Origin of the sequence: Bradyrhizobium sp. CCBAU 25360 (assembly GCF_028128695.1) — a bacterium.
GTDB classification, from domain to species: Bacteria; Pseudomonadota; Alphaproteobacteria; order Rhizobiales; family Xanthobacteraceae; genus Bradyrhizobium; species Bradyrhizobium ottawaense.
In genome coordinates this window covers 731,779-751,622 of sequence record NZ_LBJA01000001.1, presented here as the reverse complement: position 1 = coordinate 751,622, position 19,844 = coordinate 731,779, and the positions used below count along the sequence as shown (strand labels likewise).

Here is a 19,844-nt window from a genome sequence, read left to right as displayed (position 1 = left end):
CGCGCAAGCGCCGCAGCACGCAGTTATGGGAAATCAGGTGTCAGCCATTCTCGGCTCGGGCGAGCATCGCTATCGCGTCATCGACAATTGGGCGAAGCTGCCAGACGGCTGGCAGCTCACCGATGTCGCCTCTGTCGCGGTTGACAGCAAGGATCGCATCTACGTCTTCAACCGTGGTGCCCATCCGATGGTGGTGTTCGACCGCGACGGCAATTTCCTGCGCGGCTGGGGCGAGGGGCTTTTCTCCCGCGCCCACGGCCTGCATATCGATGCCGACGACAACCTCTATTGCACCGACGACGGCGACCACACCGTGCGCAAATGCACCACCGATGGCAAGGTGTTGCTGACGATCGGCATCCCAGCAAAGCCGGCGCCGTTCATGAGTGGCGAGCCCTTCCATCGCTGCACCCACACCGCGCTGTCGCCGAAGGGCGAGATCTACGTCTCCGACGGCTACGGCAACGCCCGCATCCACAAATTCACGCCTGACGGCAAGCTGATCAAGAGCTGGGGCGCGCCCGGCACCGATCCCGGCCAGTTCAACATCGTGCACAATATCGTCGCTGATACCGATGGCTGGGTCTATGTCGCCGACCGCGAGAACCATCGCGTGCAGGTGTTCGACGGCAACGGCAAATACGAGGCGCAGTGGAATAACCTCCACCGGCCGTGCGCGCTGTGCCGCTGCGGCGGGGCTAAGAACCCGACCTTCGTCATCGGCGAACTCGGTCCCGCCATGCCGGTCAACCGCAAAGTGCCCAATCTCGGCCCGCGGCTGTCGATCGTGGACGCCAAGGGCAAGCGCATCGCGCGGCTCGGCGGCGAGGATGGCCCCGGTCTTGCGAGCGGCAAGTTCCTCGCGCCGCATGGGATCGCGCTAGACTCCAGAGGCGACATGTACGTTGGCGAGGTCGGCGTCACCGACTGGAAGACGAACTTCCCTGACGAGAAGATGCCGGCCGTGGTCCGCACTTCGCGTTGCCTGCAGAAGCTGGAGAAGGTGGCCGACGTTCCGCGCTAGACCGTTTCACAATCCCTTATAGCGCGCGAATTTCAACGAGCCTCAGACTCGTTGCTCCACTTGGGTAACGGTTCGGACCATATCCTGCCTCCTGCCGGAAATCGTGCCACGACTCGCGCGCCGGTACGCACCTCTCCCCGAGCCAACCCTGCAATTCGTGATCTTGAGCAATCGATGCGGAACTTGCGATCAAGATGAACGAATCCGACCCGCTGACTTTCGTCGATACTGGTTCGGCCTTCATGGCGGTTCAACAGAACGAGGCCGTCGGAATAGCATGACCATTACCAAGCTCGTGAACCAGTCCAAGGAGGCCGGGCAGAAAGATGATCGAGGAGCCCATGGTGCTGCAGCCGATCGGCGTTGGCATGAAGAAGGACGAGCCGGCGCTGCTCGCGAAGATCAACGAGACCCTGCTCGCGATGGACCAGGCCGGCGAGATCAACCAACTCTGGGACAAGTGGCTCGGTTCGAGCACCGAGTTTAAGAACACGCACCGATAAGGTCGCGCCGCTCAGCCAGTTGAAGTTCACGCCGCTCCCATGACCTAAGTTGGCGCCATTCACATCCATTGGAGCAAGCTTTATGCTTAGCCGCCCGCTGGCTGCTCTTTCGCCGCGCGTGTGTGTACTATCGAACGTGGTGCGAAGAACTTCAGCGGGGGGAAATGGCATTTTCGCCATCGAGTTGCGCCATGAGCCAATCTGCAAAGGCTCGTACCGCCGATCTCTGTCGGCTGGCCCGCGGGTAGATCAGGCGATGGCCGACGTAGCGGATATCGTTGGCGCGTCCTGCCAGTGGCGCAACCAATCGCCCGCTCGCCAGTTCGCGTTCGGCCAGAAGCGTTGATTCTAGCGCTACTCCCAGGCCCTCCGCGGCTGTCGCGATCGCGAGAAAGCTGCGATCGAATCTCATGCCGTGGAGCGCAGGGGCCTCCAATCCGTTGGCGGTGAACCATTGGTGCCACTGAATCTGCTTCACGTCAGAGCGGATCAGCGTCTGATCGAGGAGATCGGCAGGCTTCCTGATCGATTTTGCGAGGGCAGGCGAGCAGAGCGGGGTGACCGTCTCCTCCGGGAGAGGAAGAACCTCTACCCCCTCCGCGCGCGGCGGACCGTAAACAATGTCGATATCAAAATCATCATTGCTGAAGCGCGCGTACTCCGTGTTTGCAGCCAGTCGAACCTCGAGCTTCGGATAAGCGGCGAGAAACTGTGCAAGCCGTGGCGCAAGCCACTGCGCGGCAAAACTGGGTGCCGAATGGACGCGCACCAATTGTGGTCCGCGCGCCGCGACTTCCTCCAGACCACGGCGGAGCTGGTCGAAGGCCGCTCCCGTGTGGCGCATCAGGTTTTCGCCGGCCGGCGTGAGCCGCACCGATCGCGCACTGCGCTCGAAGAGAACGGTCCGAAGCGTGTCCTCCAGCTTGCGGATGGCATGACTGACGGCACTCGGCGTCAGGTGAAGCTCATTCGCCGCATCGCGGAATGATCCCGTGCGAGCGGCGGCTTCAAAGGCGCGAATTGCCGATATCGGGACATTCGACAGCATTCCATAAGTGAACCAGATTCATCGATCCGTGACAACTGTGCGTTTGTCTATTGCGCGTCCGCGGGCCATTCCTAGCCTTGCCAAGGAAAAACAATCTGCGGGAGGAACTGATGCTGCTCAGCGCTAAGACGGCCATCATTTCGGGCGCGGCCTCGCCGCGCGGCATCGGGCTGGCCACCGCACGGCGGTTCGCCGCCGAGGGCGCTCGGGTCGCCATTCTCGACATTGACGCGAGCGCGGCGGCGGATGCCGCGGCATCGCTTGGCAAGTCCCACATTGGCCTGCAATGCGACGTCGCCAACAAATCATCCTGCGAGCAGGCCGTCGCTCGCGTGATCGAATCCTTCGCAAGCATCGACATTCTCATCAACAACGCCGGCATCACCCAACCGGTCAGGTTCCTCGATATCTCGCCGGCTGATTGGGATCGCATTCAGGACGTCAATCTGAAGGGCATTCTGTTCCTCTCCCAGGCCGTGATCCCGCACATGCGCGCGCGCAAGTCCGGATCGATCGCCTGCATGTCCTCGGTTTCGGCCCAGCGCGGCGGCGGAATTTTTGGCGGTCCGCACTATTCGGCCGCGAAGGCTGGCGTGCTCGGTCTCGCCAAGGCGATGGCCCGTGAGTTCGGCCCGGACGGCATCCGCGTCAATTGCGTCACGCCCGGTCTGATCGGCACCGATATCACGGCCGGCAAGCTGACCGACGAGATGACGACGAAGATCCTGGAAGGCATTCCGCTCAATCGCCTCGGCACGGCAGATGACGTCGCCGGCATTTACACTTTCCTGGCCTCGGATCTCTCCGCCTACGTGACCGGTGCCGTGATCGACGTCAACGGCGGCATGCTCATCCACTGAGCGCAAGACAAGGTCAAGATCGATGGAAACGCTGACCAACACGCCCAAGCTGGCGGACCGCGCCTACAATATTCGCCGCAATGCGCTGCGCATGGGCGAGGTCCAGGGCCAAGGCTATATCGCCCAGGCGCTTGATATCTCCGACGTTCTCGCCGTGGCTTACTTTCACGCGATGCGCTACCGGCCGGACGATCCGTCCTGGGAGGAGCGCGATCGCTTCCTTCTCTCGAACGGGCACTACGCCATCGCGCTCTATGCGGCTTTGATCGAGGCCGGGATCGTCCCCGAGGAAGAACTCGAAACCTATGGCAGCGACGAGAGCCGCTTACCGATGTCGGGGATGGCCTCCTATACGCCGGGAATGGAAATGTCGGGCGGCTCGCTCGGGCTTGGGCTCAGCATCGCCGTCGGCATGGGCCTCGGGCTCAAGCGCAAGAAATCCGACGCGCGGGTGTACACGTTGTTCTCGGATGGCGAGCTCGACGAGGGCTCGGTCTGGGAGGCCATCCAGTCGGCGGGCCATTACAAGCTCGACAATCTGATCGGCATCGTCGACGTTAACAATCAGCAGGCGGACGGTCCTTCGACGCAGGTCATGGCGTTCGAACCGCTGGTCGAGAAGCTTCAGGCCTTTGGCTGGTTTGTGCAGCGCATCGACGGCAACGATCTCGACGTCGTGGTTGCCGCGTTCGATGTCGCCAAGTCTCATCCCGAGCCAAAACCCCGGATGATCGTCGCCGATACGCTGATGGGCAAGGGCGTTCCCTTCCTGGAGCAGCGCGAGAAGAACCATTTCATCCGCGTCGAGCAGCACGAATGGCAGCTTGCGCTGGCAGCGCTGGAAGCCGGGAGGCAGGCATGAAGACCGTCAGATCAGCACCCCCGCCGGGCAAACCGCGCCTGACCACCTCGGCCATGATCGCCTCGATCGCGGCTGAAGGGCAAAAGACGAAACCGGCGCCGTTTGGACACGCGCTCGTCGATCTCGCGCGCAGCCGTCCCGATGTGGTCGGCATGACGGCCGATCTCGGCAAATACACCGACCTGCACATCTTTGCGAAGGAATTCCCGGACCGCTATTACCAGATGGGCATGGCCGAGCAGCTTCTGTTCGGCGCGGCCTCAGGCCTTGCCGCCGAAGGCTTCATGCCATTCGCAACCACCTACGCTGTGTTCGCTTCGCGCCGTGCCTACGACTTCATCCATCAGACGATCGCGGAGGAAGACCGCAACGTGAAGATCGTCTGCGCATTGCCCGGTCTGACCTCGGGCTATGGCCCGAGCCATCAGGCCGCAGAGGATATCGCCCTGTTTCGCGCCATGCCGAACATGACGGTCATCGACCCCTGCGATGCCCATGAAATCGAGCAGGTGGTGCCCGCCGTTGCGGCGCATCACGGACCGGTCTACATGCGCCTGCTGCGGGGCCAGGTGCCGGTCGTGCTGGACGAATACGACTACAAGTTCGAGCTCGGCAAGGCCAAGCTGATCCGTGACGGAAAGGACGTCCTGATCATCTCATCGGGCATCATGACCATGCGTGCGCTCGAGGCGGTGCAAACTCTGACGAACGACCGCGTCGATGCCGCGGTGCTCCACGTTCCGACCATCAAGCCGCTCGACGCCGAGACGATCCTGCGTGAAGCCGGCAAATCAGGCCGCCTGGTCGTCGTTGCCGAAAACCACACGACGATCGGCGGGCTTGGCGAGGCGATTGCCGCACTCCTGATGCGTTCCGGCGTTCATCCGCCGTTCCGCCAGATTGCGTTGCCTGACGAATTTCTTGACGCCGGCGCACTTCCGACGCTGCACGACCGCTACGGCATTTCCACCGCCGAGGTCGCAAGGCAGATCAAGCAGTGGCTTTAGCGCACCGGCACTAAGCGCCAGCCAGGCCAAATACGAGTGAAGTGTTCCGCCCGCTGCATATTGCGGCGGGCGAGCGATGGCTGTTGCCCGAATGGGGCCGGCGAAGAGCCCGGAGAGCTGAAAACAGCGCAGGCTCATGCAGCCGGCACAACGTCAATACAGGACCAGGAGGAAAACATGACTGTCTCGAAACCCGGACGCATCAGCCGCCGTTCGCTATTAATCGCGGCGAGCGCGGTACCTCTCTGCGGGATTCTGACCCGTCCGGCGTCTGCCGCCGAGTTCGTCTACAAGTTCGCAACCGGACAGGACCCGACCCATCCGGTGAACATCCGCGCGCAGGAGGCGATCGACCGCATCCGCGAAGCGACCAGCGGACGGCTGGAGATCAGGCTGTTCCCGGCCAATCAGCTCGGCTCCGACACCGAGCTCCTGAGCCAGGTGCGCAGCGGCGGCGTTGAGTTCTTCAACCAATCGTCTTCGATCCTTGCCACGCTGGTGCCGAGCTCCGGCATCGTGAACACGGGTTTCGCATTCACCGACTACGACAGCGTATGGAAGGCGATGGATGGCGACCTCGGCAGCTACATCCGGGCGCAGATCGCCAAGACGCCGATCATGGCGGTGTCGAAGGCCTGGGACAACGGCTTCCGCCAGGTGACCTCGTCCGGCCGCGAGATCCGCACCCCGGATGATCTGAAGAATTTCCAGATCCGGGTTCCGCCCGCGCCGCTGCTGACCTCGCTGTTCAAGGCGCTCGGCGCCGGGCCGACGCCGATCAACTTCAACGAGGTCTATTCCGCGTTGCAGACCAAAGTTGTCGACGGCCAGGAGAATCCATTGCCCATCATCGCGACCGCGCGCCTCTATGAGGTGCAGAGCACGTGCAGCCTGACGGGGCACGTCTGGGACGGCTACTGGATCCTCGGCAACAAGCGTGCCTTCGAGCGCCTGCCCAAGGACGTGCAGGAGATCGTGACGCGCGAGCTCGACCGCTCCGCGGTCGATCAGCGTGCCGACATCGCAAAGCTCAGCCAGTCGCTGCGCAACGATCTCTCGGCCAAGGGCCTCAAATTCATCGACGTCGATCGCGCCGCTTTCCGCCAGGCCTTGTCCAAAACCAGCTTCTACGCCGACTGGAAAGCCAAGTTTGGCGAGGAGGCATGGTCGCAGCTCGAAAAAGCCGCGGGCCAGCTATCATGACCGGCGTGAGCCATCCGCCCCACGTCAATGCCGGTGTGGCGGCCAGCGCCCCGCATGCAGGCCGGCGCAGTTGGGTGATAACGGCGAACACGGTGCTTGGTCATGTCGTGGCGGTCCCGGCAGCACTGCTCGTGCTGGCGGAGATCGCTGTGCTGTCTGCCGGCATCGTGGGGCGATACGTGTTCCACTCGCCGATCATCTGGTCCGACGAGCTTGCCGGCATTCTCTTCCTCTGGCTGGCCATGTTCGGTTCCGTGATCGCATTCCAGCGCGGCGAACACATGCGGATGACGGCTATTGTTGGCGTTCTCAGTGCGGAGCATCGCGCGTTCCTGGATGTCGTAGCGGCCGCAGCATCGCTGGCATTTCTTGCGCTCGTTGTCTGGCCGGCCTATGAATTTGCGGCCGACGAGGCCTTTGTCACGACGCCGGCGCTCGAGATCGTCAACAGCTGGCGCGCGGCGGCGCTACCGATCGGCATCAGCTTGATGCTGATCGCAGCGGTGCTCCGCCTCATGCGCATCGCGAGCCCGCGCAGCTTGTTGGCTTCCTTAGCGCTCGTCGCAGGCATCATTGCGACCTTCGTTCTGCTCGCTCCCGTCTTGAAGCCGCTCGGCAATTTGAACCTCCTGATCTTCTTCGTGTTCGTTGTGGGGGCGATGGTCTTTGCGGCTGTGCCGATCGCGTTCGCATTTGGTCTAGCGACGGTCGGCTATCTCGCCTTGACGACCAGCACGCCCGACGTGGTGATGATAGGACGGATGGACGAGGGCATGAGCCACCTGATCCTGCTCGCCGTGCCGCTCTTCGTCTTTCTCGGCCTCCTGATCGAGATGACAGGCATGGCACGCGCCATGGTCAGCTTCCTGGCGAGCCTGCTGGGCCACGTGCGCGGCGGTCTGCACTACGTGCTGGTCGGAGCGATGTATCTGGTCTCGGGCATTTCCGGCTCCAAAGCGGCGGACATGGCTGCGGTGGCACCCGTCCTATTTCCCGAGATGCGGCAGCGTGGCGCCAAGCCCGGCGATCTCGTTGCACTCCTGGCGGCAACCGGAGCGCAAACCGAGACCATTCCTCCTTCACTGGTCCTGATCACCATCGGCTCGGTGACGGGCGTGTCAATCTCGGCGCTGTTCACCGGCGGGCTGCTTCCGGGCTTGGTGCTCGCGGTCATGCTCGCTGCCGTCGTCTGGTGGCGGTACCGCCGCGAAGACCTGTCTCACGTCAAACGGGCTACCGGCCGGCAGATCGGCCGCGCCTTCGTGATCGCGATACCCGCCATCGCGCTACCATTTGTGATCCGAACCGCCGTGGTCGAAGGGGTTGCGACGGCGACGGAAGTCTCGACGATCGGCATCCTGTACTCGGTCGGCGCGGGTCTGTTCATCTATCGGCAGTTCGACTGGCGTCGTATATATCCGATGCTCGTCGAGACAGCTTCGTTATCGGGGGCAATTCTGCTCATTATCGGCGCGGCCACAGGCATGGCCTGGGCGCTGACCCAATCGGGATTTTCGGCCTCTCTGGCCAAATTCATGACCGGCCTTCCGGGCGGGGTCCCCGTCTTCCTGGCCGTGACGATCGTGACTTTCGTTATCCTCGGCAGCGTGCTGGAGGGAATCCCGGCCATCGTCCTGTTCGGGCCGCTGCTGTTCCCGATCGCGCGGCAGGTCGGGGTGCACGACGTCCACTACGCGATGGTCGTCGTTCTCGCCATGGGCATCGGCCTGTTCGCGCCGCCGTTCGGCGTCGGCTACTACGCGGCCTGCGCCATCAGCCGCATCAATCCTGACGAAGGCATGAAGCCGATCGTGGGCTATATGATCGCGCTCCTGATCGGCACGCTGATCGTTGCCGCCGTGCCCTGGCTCGCGATCGGCTTCCTTTGATAAAGGGCGAGGCGCCCTCGCGGGAAACATCGCGCTGGCATCCCCTCAGGCGAATTTCGGCAGGTGCAGCGGCAGGCCCTCACAAGGCATATCGATCTCTTCGACCTGGCCCTTGCCGACCTCGGTCACCCGTAGCTTCCTGCCTTCGAGCGCAAAGGCACAGTTCGTCGGCTGGGGTCCGTCCAGGACCAGACGATCGGCGACCTCACCCCGCCGGTCTAGCACCGTAACGTTCATCTGGTTGTAGACCGTGCAATAGAGCCGGCCGTCTGTTCCGAAGGCCATCCCGTCCGGTCCTTTGAAGTCCGGATTGGCATCCGGCTGCAGCACGTTGCCAAAGATTACACGTTTAGGCGACGCCTGGCCAAGCACGTCATATCGATAGATCTCGCCAGTGAAGGACGCGTTGGCGTAGAGGTGGTTGTCGGGACCGAAGGCAATGCCGTTGGTGAAGCGAATCTTGCGATCGAGCACGCGGAGCACCTTCATGGCTGACGGATCGATCTCATACACACGGCCGTCCCAGTCGAGATCCATATAGCCGTCGACGAAAGCCTGGCCGTTGATGAAATCCTCGGCGGCCATTCCGGAATCGGTCATGTAGAGCAATCCGTTCGGACCGAAGCAGAGGTCGTTCGGAAACAGAAAGCGCTCCGCGCCTTCGCCCTGCATGCGCCGGATCTCGTTTCCGCGCTCGTCGATGCAGATCAGCGCCTGCAAACCAGCTTCCGCGATCCAGATCCGGCCGTGGCCATCGGTCGTCAGTCCATTCGGACGGCCACCCGTCGTCCGGATCACGCGGCGATTGCCGCGAGGATCGAGCCGCGTCACGCAAAGGGTCGACGCGGACATCTCCGTGACATACATCGAGCCGTCGGGCAGGCACACCGGACCCTCCGGCGCGCCAATTCCGCTTGAAAACAGTCTCGACGCCATTCATCCCTCCCGTTTTCGAATGTTGCTCTCGCTTATGCGATGACCAGGCCGCTGGCCGGATCAATCAGCACCACGCGATTGAGGTCGATGGCGAGATCGATTAGCTCGCCATAGCTGCTGACGTCATGGGCCTGCAGTTCGGCAACGGCATCGACGCCACCGATCTTGATGGTGGTGAAGGTGCGTGTCCCCGTCGGCTGAATGAGATCGGCAGTGGCCGAATAGGAGACCACGCCGTCGCGCAACGGCCCGCTGGCCCGACTGAAGTGCTGGGGCCGAATGCCGACGAGAATCTCTCGTCCATCCATACTGGCCAGCGGCCTCGTCTTCGCGCTCGGAAGCGTCAGTCCACCGCCGGATTGAAACACCACTGCTGCGTCGGGACCGTTTGTCCTAAGGGTTGCCGGGATGAGGTTGATCGACGGGGAGCCGAGAAAGCCGGCGACGAACCCCGTACGGGGCCGCTCGAATAGTTCCAGCGGAGCACCCTGTTGCTCGATGTTTCCGTCACGCAGCAGCACGATGCGGTCGGCCAGTGTCATCGCCTCGACCTGATCATGGGTGACGTAGATCATGGTCGTCGTGATCTCGTGATGCAGGCGCTTGATCTCGGTGCGCATCTCGTCACGCAACTGAGCGTCGAGATTCGAGAGCGGCTCGTCGAACAGGAACAGGTCGGCCTTGCGGACGATGGCGCGGCCGATGGCGACGCGCTGACGCTGTCCTCCGGACAGCTGCCTCGGATAGCGCTGCAGGAAATTGCCGATGCCGAGCAACTCGGCGGCTTCACTGACCCGCTTCCTGATCTCGATCTCGGGAGTCTTGCGGGCGCGCAGACCGAAGGCGATGTTCTCGCTGACGGTCAGATAGGGGTAGAGCGCATAGTTCTGAAACACCATCGCGATATTGCGCTCGCGCGGGCGCAGATCGTTGACCACCGCGCCCCCGATGGTGATCGTTCCCCCATCCGGATCCTCGAGACCGGCGATGGTCCGCAATAGAGTGCTCTTGCCGCAGCCGGACGGCCCCACGAGAACCGCGAATTCGCCATCGGCGATGGTGAGATCAACTCCCCGGACCGCATGCACGTTGCCGTAATATTTGTGTACTCCGGACAGCTTGACGTCAGCCACTCCGCTCTCCCTAACCCTTGACTGCGCCCAGCGAGATGCCGCGCACGAGATAGCGCTGCATCACCGAGACCGCGACGAAGATCGGCAACGTCCCCAGGACCGACATCGCCGCGATCTTTGCCCAGAAATTCGATTGGCCGCCGAAATAGTGCGTCAGCATGACCGGAAAGGTGATGACCTCGGTGCGCGTGAGCACGAGTGCGAACAGAAAGTCGTTCCAGGCGAAGACGAAGGTGAAGACCGACGTCGCCATGAGGCCGGGGCGAACCATCGGGAAAACGACCTTCCAGATTACCTCCCATCGATTGAGTCCATCGACCAGCGCGCTCTCCTCGAGCTCCAGCGGAACGTCGACGATGTAGCCGCGCATCATCCAGATCACGTAGGGGAGATTGAATGCGGTGTAGAGGAGGATCAGCCCGAAATAACCGTCGACGAGGCCAAAATACACGTAGATCAGGAAGATCGGGAAGACGACCGCGATCGGCGGGATCATGCGCTGGGAGATAATCCACATCGCGAGGTTCTCGCCGCCGGTGCCGAACCGGGCGAGGCTGTAGGCGCAGAGCGTCCCGAGAACGATTGCGATGCCGGAGCTGACGCCGGCGACGATCAGGCTGTTCAGGATCGCCAGGACGTCGCCATCTCTAAACAGGACGTAATAGTTCGAGAACTGGATCTGCCCGGGAATCCACAAGGGCGGAACATGATAGATCTCGTCCGGGGTCTTGAACGAAATCATGAACAGCCAGTAGACCGGAAACAGGAACAGCAGGGTCACGATGCCGGCGCCGAGATAGCGGACAGCGAGAATGCGGGCTTTTCTGGCCGGAAGCCTGCCGATCCTCATCGCGCAAGCTCCATGCGCTTGAGGACCAGGGTCGTGATCAGCGTCAGTAGCGCAATCACCAAGAAGGAGATCGCGGCTGTGTAACTGGTCTCGAATTGCGAGAAACCCTGCACATAGGTGTAGAGCGAGATGGTCTCGGTCATCGAGCCCGGCCCGCCTTCGGTTAGGGCCCAAATGATGTCGAACATGCGAACGAGATCGAGGCCGCGGATAAGGCAGGCCACGGCGATCACGGGCGCGATCGCCGGCAGAACGATTGCGCCAAGCACGCGCAGATACGACGCTCCATCGATCTCCGCGGCTTCGAGCTGCGACTGGTCAACATTCGACAGCGCAGCAAGCAGCAGCAGGAACATGAATGGCGACCACTGCCAAACTTCGCAGATGATGATCGCTGGATAGACGTAGGCGGGATTGACGGTCCATAGGATCCGCACTGGCTCGCCGGCGAAGAAACTCAGAATCTGGCCAATCGGGCCGAAGCGTACGTCGAACATCAGACGCCACGTCGCGCCCGCGACTATAGGAGAGATAACCGTCGGAAGCACCAGCAGTGCGACGAAGATCTGTCGACCCGGCATGCGATCGATGAAGAGCTGCGCCATCAGGAACCCGATCAGCAGCTCCAGGGGGAGGGCGATCGCGGTGATGATGGCGGTGTGGCCGAGCGAAGCCCAGAGGCGGGCATCCCTGAACAGCTCCGCATAGTTCAAAAAGCCAACAAAGGAGGTGTCGTTCTCGGTCATCGTGATGCGCTGAAAGCTCACGATCAGCGAGTAGATCAGAGGGAACAGGCCGACCAGGAGGAGAATCAGAATGGCCGGGGCGACGATGAGATAGGGCAGGCGGTCCTCGAGCATGCGCCCGAAGCGGCTGGGGCGGCGCTGCTCGGCGCCATTGAGGCTCACAGAAACTGTCATCATTAGTCCGGAAAACGGCACCGCACGGGAGGGCGACGCCGCCCGTGCGATATCCAGCCAATTATTGCGGGTAGGCGCCGGGCTTTGCGGCCCAGACCTTGTAGACGGCTTTCTGGTTCTCGATGCCGACCTTCTCGGTGATCGCGTCGAATTGTTGCGCCATGCGACCGAGAATGGCCTTGGGATCTTCGCCGGCCCAGAGGCTCGAGATCGCCTTGGTCATCGCCTCGTCGTACTTGTCCTGTTGCAGTAGCGAGAGATCGAGGAGGCCCTTCTCACCGGATGACTTGATCGTATCGAGATAGGCTGGAGCATCGGGCCACAGCGCACGGTATTTCTCGCTGGCGTAGTGCGATAGGCGGAACGGATCGCGCAGCGTATAGGGGAGCTGGACCCGCTCGAGGCTCGTCTTCTTGCTGTTCAGCCACTGAATGAAGAGATACGCGGCCTCCTTGTTCTTGCTGGTGGCCGAGACCGACAGGTCGAAGCCGACCCCGAGCTCGGGACGGCCGAGAGGCGTGAGCGCGTAGCCGACCTTGCCGGCGACCTGCGATTTCGGTACCCACTTCAGTGCTTCCTCGCCCGAGCCATAGCCCGCGGCCCAGCGGCCGTAGGGCGGCCAGGAGATCGTCATCGCGGTCGTGCCCTGAAGGAACGCGGCGAGGTTGTCCACGAAATTCCACTGCTCCACGCCCGGCGGCATAAACTTGTTCTCCGCCAGCATCTGCTTGAACACCTTGAGACCGACCTCGCCATTCACCGTCGCCTTCATGGTGTCGGCATTGAAGAACTTGCCGCCCTCCATGCGGAAGCGTTCCTGGAACATGTATTGCGGATAGGGCGCGGTGCGGAAGAATCCGGCGCCGTAGACCTTCGGCGCCATCTTGTCGGTGATGAACTGGCCGATCTCGTCGAACTGTTTCCAGTCCTTTGGCGGGGCCAGCTCGTAGCCGAACTTGGCCTTGAACGCGTCCTTCATCTTCGGATCGTCGAAGATGTCCTTCCGGTAGTAGAGCAGCATCACGTCGCCATCGTCCGGGAAGCCGTAGATCTTCCCGTCATACTGCATCTGGTTGTCGCGATAGGCGGCCGCGATGTCCTGCAACTCGTCGCGGTAGCCAAACTTGTCGACATACTTGTCGAGAGGCTCGAGCGCGCCTGCACGCGCAAGGTCGGGCATCCAGGACGGAATGACGTTCAGCGCGTCATAGGCTCCGGCGCCTGATTTGAAATCCTGCATGATCTTGGTGAACATCTGATCGGTCGGCACTTCGACCACCTTCACCTTGATGCCGGTGAGCTTCTCCCATTGCGGGCCCGAATAGTTCAGCGGGTCGAGCGACTGCAGGCCGGCCTCCCAGACGATACTGATGGTCGTGCCAGCATACTTCTTCGCTGCTTCCACCGCTGTGTCGGCGGCATCCTTGTCGGCAGCCGGCGCTGGACCTGCAGCCAGCGCTAGCACTGCGGCCGCGGCGAAAAACGTCCTGAACTTCATCCCTTCCTCCTCCTCCTCCTGGGCGTCCGGAGTCCGGGAGAGCCGGCTTCGGAGCGCTTCTCACGTGATCCCCGCCTGGTTAGCCAGCCGCAGGCGTGAACGGACCCTGTCGGCGGCGACCTGGCCGAAAGAAACAAATTCATCTATGTCGAGGATTTGCAGCGCAGGCGCATCGCAGGTCCGGGCTTGTCGCCCGCAACCTGAATGGACGCCAGTTGGCGTTGTAGAAGCACGCATCCTCCCCAAAACGCTCGAGAGCGTTGACTTTGGGGCTAGTCTGCGTCGAGGCGGAACTGGCCGACAAATGAGAACTTTGCAAGCATCGGTGAACCGCAGTCACCTATCTGCTGGCGGCTCCAAGAAGTACAACGGTCGATTATGCAGTTGCCCGGATCGGGCTGGAGAACAAGCTTGCTGGACGATCCAAACCGTAATGTTCGCGCAGGGTGGTGCCGGCGTAATCGTGGCGGAACAGGCCGCGCTTGCGCAGGACCGGCACGACCTGCTCGGCGAACAGGTCGAAGCCACCTGGCAGCCATGGCGGCATGACGTTGAAGCCGTCGGCAGCACCATTCTCAAACCAGGTCTGGATGTGATCGGCGATCTTTTCCGGTGGGCCGGCGATCACGCAATGGCCGCGCGCGCCGGCGAGCCGCTGTACGAGTTGACGGATCGTCGGTTTCTCGCGATCGACAATGTCGACCACGAGCTTGAACCGGCTGGCAACGCCATGCGCGCCGTCGGTGTCGATTAGATGGCGCGGGAAGGGACCGTCAAGATCGAAGCCGGTGAGGTCGAGCCCGGTCATCTGGCGGAGCTGGGTCAGTGAGAACTCCGGCTGGATCAGGGCGTTGAACTCCTCCTGGAGCCGGTCCGCTTCAACTTGCGTGCTCGCGATGAACGGGGAAATGCCGGGCAAAATCTTGATTTGGTCGGAGCTACGGTCGAAAGCAAGCGCCTGGCGCTTGATGTCGGCATAGAACTCCTGCGCGCTTGCCAAGGTCTGATGCGCGGTGAAGATGGCTTCGGCAAAGCGGGCGGCAAAGGCACGCCCATCCTCGGACGAGCCGGCCTGGACATAGACCGGGCGGCCCTGCGGTGTCCGCGACACGTTGAGCGGACCGCGCACACGAAAGTGCTTTCCAATGTGGTCGATGGTGTGGATCTTGTTCGTGTCGGCGAAGATGCCCGACACGGGATCGTTGACCAGCGCGTCGTCTTCCCAACTGTCCCATAGCCTCGTGATGACATCGAGATATTCCCGCGCCCGCTCGTAGCGCTCGTGATGCGGAGGATGCTCGGGCAGCCCGAAATTCTGCGCCGCCTGGGGCGAACTCGTCGTCACGATGTTCCAGCCTGCGCGGCCGCTGCTAATATGATCGAGCGAGGCGAACAGCCGAGCGAGATTGTATGGTTCCGTGTAGGTCGTCGACGCGGTCGCGATCAGGCCGATGCACTTTGTCGCGGACGCGATTGCGGTGAGCAGCGTGATCGGCTCAAGGCGGAAGCGCTGTGCGTAGCGGACATTGTCAGCTAGCACGGGACCATCGGCGAAGAACACGGCGTCGAATTTGTGTGCTTCGGCGCGTTGCGCCAGCTCCTGATAGTAGGTGACGTCGAGGATACGGTCCGTTGTCGAGAGCTTGTGGCGCCAGGCCGCCTCGTGATGGCCGTCCGGGTAGATGAAGAAGTTCAGGGAAAGTTGCCGCTGGCGCATTGCGTGACTCGCAAATGTTTGGTCATTGTGGGGGGGGTCGGTTGGCGATCGAGACGTGGCTCGACTGTATGTCGGGCATCGCGAAGCTGTCGATGAAATGAATTTGCGTTGTTGCAGGGGATGCGAACATGAAACTCGTGAGCGCATCATCTAACAGAGACGAGTGCGTTTGTTGTCAGCAACGATCGCGGTGTTTCAGGCCGCTTCGAGCGCCGATTGACTCGATTTGACCTGCCTTCTGGCGCGCAAGGCCATCAGATAATCCGTGACCATTGCAAATATTTCCGTGGCCGATTGACCGACGAAGCGATCGTCGCGCGCTACGGAAAACAAAGCTGGTTTCGTTTCATTGACTGGATCGCGATCGCTTTTACGATCCGCGAGGTACAAGCGAGGTCGTTTACTATGCGGCAATCCGATCTACTCGTCTTTTGTGACGCTGCCCGGTTGAGCTCGGCTCGGAGCGCGTGCGGTGCCACCGCTATGGCGGAAAGCTGTACCGCCGGGATCCGTGCACGGCTGAAAGCCTAGCACCCGCAGGGGCACACGGGTCCCCGACGACCAACCCATGAAAATCCATCACTTCCAGCCGCCGGCGCGATCGGCGCACGGCGGAGCCTTGCCCAGACAATCATAGGAAACCATGATCATGAGCAATCGAAATACCATCGACAACGTCATTCCGCGCGCCGATATCGTCAAACGCGCGGCGAGACTTGGTGCCGAGATCCGGAACGTCAAGCTGTCCGGCGATCTGTCCGATGATGTCATTTCCGCCATCAACCAGGTGCTGCTCGAGCACAAAGTGATCTTCTTGCGCGACCAGGGCCATCTCGACGATGCCGAGCAGGAGTGCTTTGCCGTCCGCCTCGGAACGCTCGTGCCGCACCCCACGGTCGGAGCGATCAAGGGCACATCGTCGATCCTCGAACTGGACTCCGATCGCGGCGGCGGCAGAGCAGACCAGTGGCACACGGATGTCACCTTCGTGGACGCCTACCCGAAGATCTCCCTGCTGCGCGGCGTGGTGATCCCACCCTATGGCGGCGACACTGTGTGGTCGAACACGGCCGCGGCCTACCTCGACCTCCCGGCGCCGCTGCGCAAGCTCGCCGACGAGCTCTGGGCGGTTCACAGCAACGCCTACGACTACGCCGTGAAGACGCGCGCGACGGAAGCGGACAGAAAACACTTCGATGAGGTGTTCACCGGCACCATCTACGAAACCGAACATCCGGTAGTAAGGGTTCATCCCGAGACCGGCGAGCGCTCGCTTGTGCTCGGCAATTTCGTTCAGCGCTTCGTCGGCTTGCCGAAATACGACGGTCAGAAGCTGTTCGAGCTGTTCCAGTCCCATATCACCGCGCCCGAAAACACCGTGCGCTGGAGCTGGCAGGCCGGCGACGTCGCGATCTGGGACAATCGTGCCACCCAGCACTACGCTGTCAACGACTATGGCGATCAGCACCGCATCGTTCGCCGCGCCACCATCGATGGCGATGTTCCGCTCAGCGTCGATGGCCGCCGCAGCGTGACGCGTGTCAAGACACCGAAACCCCAGACGGTCAAGGCCGCCTGATTTCCGCCTTAGCATAGGATTTGCACAATGAACTCTCAGTTTCGATTCCCTGGCGCGCGGCGTCGCGCCTTGCGGGTGCTGCTGGCGGGCGCCTTGGCAGTCGGCCTCGTAACTCCGGCCTTCGCGGAGCCGCCGCTCGAGAAGTCCGAGATCCGCTACCAGGGCTGGGCCGGACAGGTGACGTTTATCGAGCTCGCCGACGATCTTGGCTATCTCGCGCCGTTGAAGCTGAAATGGGTCGGCAACACCATCAGCGGCCCGCAGGACATCCAGACCGTCGTGACCGGCGATATCGACATCGGCGGCGCTTTCTACGGCGCGATCCTCAAGCTTATCGCGGCGCGCGCACCGATCAAGGCGGTGGTTGGCTATTACGGCTCCGATGCCAACACCTACTACGGCTACTACGTGAAGGACGACAGTCCAATCAAGACAGCGCGCGACCTGATCGGCAAGAAGGTCGCAGTCAACACGCTCGGCGCGCATCTGGAGTTCGTGCTGCGTGAGTATCTCGCCCGTAACGGCCTCTCGGCGAGCGAGGCCAAGCAGGTGACCCTGGTGGCCATCCCGCCCGTGAGCGGCGAGCAAGCGCTGCGCCAGGGCCAGGTCGAGGTCAGCGCGCTCAGCGGCGTGCTGCGCGACAAGGCGCTCGATCGCGGCGGCATCCACTCGCTATTTAATGACACCGACCTGTTCGGTCAGTTCACCGGCGGTTCCTATGTGCTGCGGGACAAGTTCATCAAGGACAATCCCGAGGCCTCCCGCAGATTGGTCGAGGGCATCTCGCGGGCGATCGCATGGGCGCAGACGGCGCCGCCGGAGGAGGTGCGTGCACGCTTCGACAGGATCATCGCCGACCGCAAGCGCAACGAGGATGGCTCCTCGATCAAATACTGGAAGAGCACCGGCGTTGCGAGCAAGGGCGGCGTGATCTCTGATGCGGAGATCCAGGTGTGGATCGACTGGCTGGAGAAGGACGGGCTGTTCAAACCCGGCCAGATCAAGGCCTCCAATACCTACACCAACGCGTTCAACTATTTCCGTCCCGGCAAGACGGCGGATGCGCAATGAGTTTTGTCAAGATCAGCTTCGAGCGGGTCCGAAAGGACTTCGTCGCGCGAGGTGAAGCAGGCCGCCCGCCGGACCGATTCACTGCGCTGGAGAACATTACCCTGGATGTTCGTGCAGGCGAGTTCCTGGCTCTGGTCGGCCCGAGTGGCTGTGGGAAATCGACACTGCTCGATTTGCTCGGGGGGCTCACGACCCCGACCAGTGGCCGCATCCTGCTGGACGGGCGGCCGATCACGGGTCCTGGTCGCGACCGCGGCATCGTGTTCCAGCAATACGCGCTATTTCCCTGGCGCACGGCCGCGGAGAATGTCGAGTTCGGGCTCGACATCGGCGGGCTCCACGCTCGTCGGCGGCGCGAGATCGCACACCATTTCCTTGATCTCGTCGGCCTGTCCGGCTTTGCCAATCGTTATCCGCACGAACTCTCCGGCGGCATGAAGCAGCGCGTCGCGATCGCGCGCAGCCTCGCCTATGACCCGGAAGTGCTGCTGATGGACGAACCGTTCGCCGCGCTCGATGCCCAGACCCGGGAGACGCTGCAAGGCGAGTTGCTGCGGATCTGGCGCGCCACCGGCAAGACCATCGTCTTCATCACCCATGGCATCGACGAGGCGGTCGTGCTCGGCCAACGCGTGGCGGTGATGACGTCGCGCCCGGGCCGCATCAAGCAGCTCATCGAGATTCCCGCCTCGCTGCGCAACGAGGCAGACGACGTGCGCTCGCTGCCGGAGTTCGGCCAGGTGCGGCATGAAATCTGGAGTCAACTCCGCGACGAGGTGCAGAAAGCACAGCAGGGGCAATTGAGCGGCGGAGCTGGTGCGCTTCGTGTCAATTCCGAGGTAAAGGAGGTTGCCCATGTCTAGCCTGGAAACGCTGACATTGCTGGAGCTCGCGCATGGGCGTTCGACGTCGGTAGCGGGCGTACAACATGGACCGTCCCGGATCCGCAACGGGCTTCATAACCCTATTCGCGGGCTTGCCGCATTAGGACACCGGTCCCTGCTACTCATTCTGTTGCTGTCGGTGTGGGAGGCGGCCCCAAGGCTCGAGCTGATCGATCCCGTATTCCTACCGCCGTTTTCAGAGGTGATCGCCGCCGGCTGGCAGCTGGCGCAAACCGGCGAGCTTTATGACGATGTCTCGGCGAGCTTGCTGCGCGCCCTGAGCGGTTTCCTGATCTCGGTCGCCTTGATTGTCCCGCTTGGGCTCGCCGTCGGCTGGTATGCTCGGCTCGGCAATCTTCTGAACCAATTCATCGAGATTTGCCGCAACACCGCGCCGCTGGCGCTGTTGCCGGTATTCATCCTGCTGCTCGGCATCGGCGAGATGTCGAAGATTACCATGGTGATCTATAGCTGCGCCTGGCCGCTGCTGCTCAATACCATCGCCGCGGTGAAGCAGGTCGATCCGCTGCTGATCAAGTCGGCGCGGACGATGGGTGCGACGCCGCAACAGTTGTTTCGGAAGGTGATCCTTCCCGCGGCGCTTCCAACCATTTTCGTCGGCATTCGTCTTGCCAGCGCCTCCGCAATGCTCGTGCTGGTCGCCTCTGAAATGGTCGGCGCCAAAGCCGGTCTCGGCTATCTCATCATCAACAGCCAGTACAGCTTCCTGATTCCCCAGATGTATTTCGGGATTCTCGGCATCACGGTGATCGGGCTGGCGTTCAATGCCATGCTCGAGGCGTTGGAGCGCCGCTTCATGCGCTGGAAGGCTCCGGTCGCGGCGTGAAGCCCGCGACCGA

Annotated in this window: 18 protein-coding genes and 1 pseudogene; 11 read left to right on the top strand and 8 right to left on the bottom strand. The window is 62.2% G+C overall.

What is annotated here, in order from left to right; translation table 11 throughout:
* Nucleotides 1-37: 37 nt before the first annotated feature.
* Both XH81_RS03365 and XH81_RS03360 read left to right on the top strand, forming a co-directional pair.
* Nucleotides 38-1,024: a peptidyl-alpha-hydroxyglycine alpha-amidating lyase family protein gene (locus XH81_RS03365; protein WP_271595755.1), complete on the top strand. Its 987-nt coding sequence runs from the start codon at nt 38-40 to the stop codon at nt 1,022-1,024.
* Between the two features lie 176 nt (nt 1,025-1,200).
* A pseudogene (locus tag XH81_RS03360) lies at nt 1,201-1,570 on the top strand (transporter substrate-binding domain-containing protein); the annotation flags it as partial.
* 108 nt (nt 1,571-1,678) lie between these two features.
* Here the strand turns inward: XH81_RS03360 and XH81_RS03355 are convergent.
* Nucleotides 1,679-2,575 (bottom strand): LysR substrate-binding domain-containing protein, encoded by an 897-nt coding sequence (locus XH81_RS03355; RefSeq protein WP_271595754.1) that lies wholly within the window; start codon nt 2,573-2,575, stop codon nt 1,679-1,681.
* 110 nt (nt 2,576-2,685) lie between these two features.
* Between XH81_RS03355 and XH81_RS03350 the strand changes: the two genes are divergently transcribed.
* From XH81_RS03350 to XH81_RS03330, 5 genes are all read left to right on the top strand, one after another.
* Nucleotides 2,686-3,435 (top strand): SDR family NAD(P)-dependent oxidoreductase, encoded by a 750-nt coding sequence (locus XH81_RS03350; RefSeq protein ID WP_271595753.1) that lies wholly within the window; start codon nt 2,686-2,688, stop codon nt 3,433-3,435.
* A 22-nt stretch (nt 3,436-3,457) separates the two neighbouring features.
* Nucleotides 3,458-4,297 carry a transketolase gene (locus XH81_RS03345; protein ID WP_271595752.1) on the top strand — a complete coding sequence of 280 codons (840 nt, stop codon included), beginning with the start codon at nt 3,458-3,460 and terminating at the stop codon, nt 4,295-4,297.
* Nucleotides 4,294-5,304, top strand: coding sequence for a transketolase family protein (locus XH81_RS03340; protein ID WP_271595751.1), 1,011 nt, complete (start codon nt 4,294-4,296; stop codon nt 5,302-5,304). The genes XH81_RS03345 and XH81_RS03340 overlap by 4 nt, the downstream gene beginning before the upstream one ends.
* A 177-nt stretch (nt 5,305-5,481) precedes the next feature.
* Nucleotides 5,482-6,507 carry a TRAP transporter substrate-binding protein gene (locus tag XH81_RS03335; protein ID WP_271595750.1) on the top strand — a complete coding sequence of 342 codons (1,026 nt, stop codon included), beginning with the start codon at nt 5,482-5,484 and terminating at the stop codon, nt 6,505-6,507.
* Entirely contained in the window at nt 6,504-8,396 is a 1,893-nt protein-coding gene (locus XH81_RS03330) for a TRAP transporter large permease (protein WP_271595749.1), read from the top strand. The genes XH81_RS03335 and XH81_RS03330 overlap by 4 nt, the downstream gene beginning before the upstream one ends.
* Before the next feature lie 45 nt (nt 8,397-8,441).
* Here the strand turns inward: XH81_RS03330 and XH81_RS03325 are convergent, their stop codons facing one another.
* The 7 genes from XH81_RS03325 to XH81_RS03295 all read right to left on the bottom strand — a co-directional run bounded on the left by XH81_RS03325 (nt 8,442) and on the right by XH81_RS03295 (nt 15,840).
* Nucleotides 8,442-9,332, bottom strand: coding sequence for an SMP-30/gluconolactonase/LRE family protein (locus tag XH81_RS03325; RefSeq protein ID WP_271595748.1), 891 nt, complete (start codon nt 9,330-9,332; stop codon nt 8,442-8,444).
* A 32-nt stretch (nt 9,333-9,364) separates the two neighbouring features.
* Nucleotides 9,365-10,465 (bottom strand): ABC transporter ATP-binding protein, encoded by a 1,101-nt coding sequence (locus tag XH81_RS03320; protein WP_271595747.1) that lies wholly within the window; start codon nt 10,463-10,465, stop codon nt 9,365-9,367.
* Between the two features lie 10 nt (nt 10,466-10,475).
* Complete coding sequence (locus XH81_RS03315; protein ID WP_271595746.1) at nt 10,476-11,315, bottom strand: carbohydrate ABC transporter permease; 840 nt, start codon at nt 11,313-11,315, stop codon at nt 10,476-10,478.
* The gene (locus XH81_RS03310) at nt 11,312-12,256 is read right to left on the bottom strand and encodes a carbohydrate ABC transporter permease (protein ID WP_271595745.1); all 945 of its coding nucleotides are present in this window, start codon (nt 12,254-12,256) and stop codon (nt 11,312-11,314) included. Before XH81_RS03310 ends, XH81_RS03315 begins: the two co-directional genes overlap by 4 nt.
* 40 nt (nt 12,257-12,296) lie before the next feature.
* The gene (locus tag XH81_RS03305) at nt 12,297-13,733 is read right to left on the bottom strand and encodes an ABC transporter substrate-binding protein (RefSeq protein WP_271595744.1); all 1,437 of its coding nucleotides are present in this window, start codon (nt 13,731-13,733) and stop codon (nt 12,297-12,299) included.
* 376 nt (nt 13,734-14,109) lie between these two features.
* Nucleotides 14,110-15,450 carry an LLM class flavin-dependent oxidoreductase gene (locus XH81_RS03300; RefSeq protein ID WP_271595986.1) on the bottom strand — a complete coding sequence of 447 codons (1,341 nt, stop codon included), beginning with the start codon at nt 15,448-15,450 and terminating at the stop codon, nt 14,110-14,112.
* Between the two features lie 195 nt (nt 15,451-15,645).
* Nucleotides 15,646-15,840: a hypothetical protein gene (locus tag XH81_RS03295; protein WP_271595743.1), complete on the bottom strand. Its 195-nt coding sequence runs from the start codon at nt 15,838-15,840 to the stop codon at nt 15,646-15,648.
* A 259-nt stretch (nt 15,841-16,099) separates the two neighbouring features.
* On the opposite strand from XH81_RS03295, the gene XH81_RS03290 reads away from it, so the two are divergent.
* From XH81_RS03290 to XH81_RS03275, 4 genes are read left to right on the top strand one after another with little or no spacing between them, the layout of a single operon-like run.
* On the top strand, nt 16,100-17,029 hold the full coding sequence (locus tag XH81_RS03290; RefSeq protein ID WP_271595742.1) for a TauD/TfdA dioxygenase family protein: 930 nt from the start codon (nt 16,100-16,102) through the stop codon (nt 17,027-17,029).
* A 27-nt stretch (nt 17,030-17,056) separates the two neighbouring features.
* Nucleotides 17,057-18,100: an ABC transporter substrate-binding protein gene (locus XH81_RS03285; protein ID WP_271595741.1), complete on the top strand. Its 1,044-nt coding sequence runs from the start codon at nt 17,057-17,059 to the stop codon at nt 18,098-18,100.
* On the top strand, nt 18,097-18,963 hold the full coding sequence (locus tag XH81_RS03280) for an ABC transporter ATP-binding protein (RefSeq protein WP_271595740.1): 867 nt from the start codon (nt 18,097-18,099) through the stop codon (nt 18,961-18,963). Before XH81_RS03285 ends, XH81_RS03280 begins: the two co-directional genes overlap by 4 nt.
* Entirely contained in the window at nt 18,956-19,831 is an 876-nt protein-coding gene (locus XH81_RS03275; RefSeq protein WP_271595739.1) for an ABC transporter permease, read from the top strand. The genes XH81_RS03280 and XH81_RS03275 overlap by 8 nt, the downstream gene beginning before the upstream one ends.
* Nucleotides 19,832-19,844: the final 13 nt, after the last annotated feature.

Excerpts from the sequence above, each read along its gene's own strand:
- XH81_RS03355 (WP_271595754.1), bottom strand. The coding sequence starts at position 2,575 with ATGCTGTCGAATGTCCCGATATCGGCAATTCGCGCCTTTGAAGCCGCC.
- XH81_RS03350 (WP_271595753.1), top strand. The coding sequence starts at position 2,686 with ATGCTGCTCAGCGCTAAGACGGCCATCATTTCGGGCGCGGCCTCGCCG.
- XH81_RS03345 (WP_271595752.1), top strand. The coding sequence starts at position 3,458 with ATGGAAACGCTGACCAACACGCCCAAGCTGGCGGACCGCGCCTACAAT.
- XH81_RS03340 (WP_271595751.1), top strand. The coding sequence starts at position 4,294 with ATGAAGACCGTCAGATCAGCACCCCCGCCGGGCAAACCGCGCCTGACC.
- XH81_RS03335 (WP_271595750.1), top strand. The coding sequence starts at position 5,482 with ATGACTGTCTCGAAACCCGGACGCATCAGCCGCCGTTCGCTATTAATC.
- XH81_RS03330 (WP_271595749.1), top strand. The coding sequence starts at position 6,504 with ATGACCGGCGTGAGCCATCCGCCCCACGTCAATGCCGGTGTGGCGGCC.
- XH81_RS03325 (WP_271595748.1), bottom strand. The coding sequence starts at position 9,332 with ATGGCGTCGAGACTGTTTTCAAGCGGAATTGGCGCGCCGGAGGGTCCG.
- XH81_RS03315 (WP_271595746.1), bottom strand. The coding sequence starts at position 11,315 with ATGAGGATCGGCAGGCTTCCGGCCAGAAAAGCCCGCATTCTCGCTGTC.
- XH81_RS03305 (WP_271595744.1), bottom strand. The coding sequence starts at position 13,733 with ATGAAGTTCAGGACGTTTTTCGCCGCGGCCGCAGTGCTAGCGCTGGCT.
- XH81_RS03300 (WP_271595986.1), bottom strand. The coding sequence starts at position 15,450 with ATGCGCCAGCGGCAACTTTCCCTGAACTTCTTCATCTACCCGGACGGC.
- XH81_RS03290 (WP_271595742.1), top strand. The coding sequence starts at position 16,100 with ATGAGCAATCGAAATACCATCGACAACGTCATTCCGCGCGCCGATATC.
- XH81_RS03285 (WP_271595741.1), top strand. The coding sequence starts at position 17,057 with ATGAACTCTCAGTTTCGATTCCCTGGCGCGCGGCGTCGCGCCTTGCGG.
- XH81_RS03280 (WP_271595740.1), top strand. The coding sequence starts at position 18,097 with ATGAGTTTTGTCAAGATCAGCTTCGAGCGGGTCCGAAAGGACTTCGTC.
- XH81_RS03275 (WP_271595739.1), top strand. The coding sequence starts at position 18,956 with ATGTCTAGCCTGGAAACGCTGACATTGCTGGAGCTCGCGCATGGGCGT.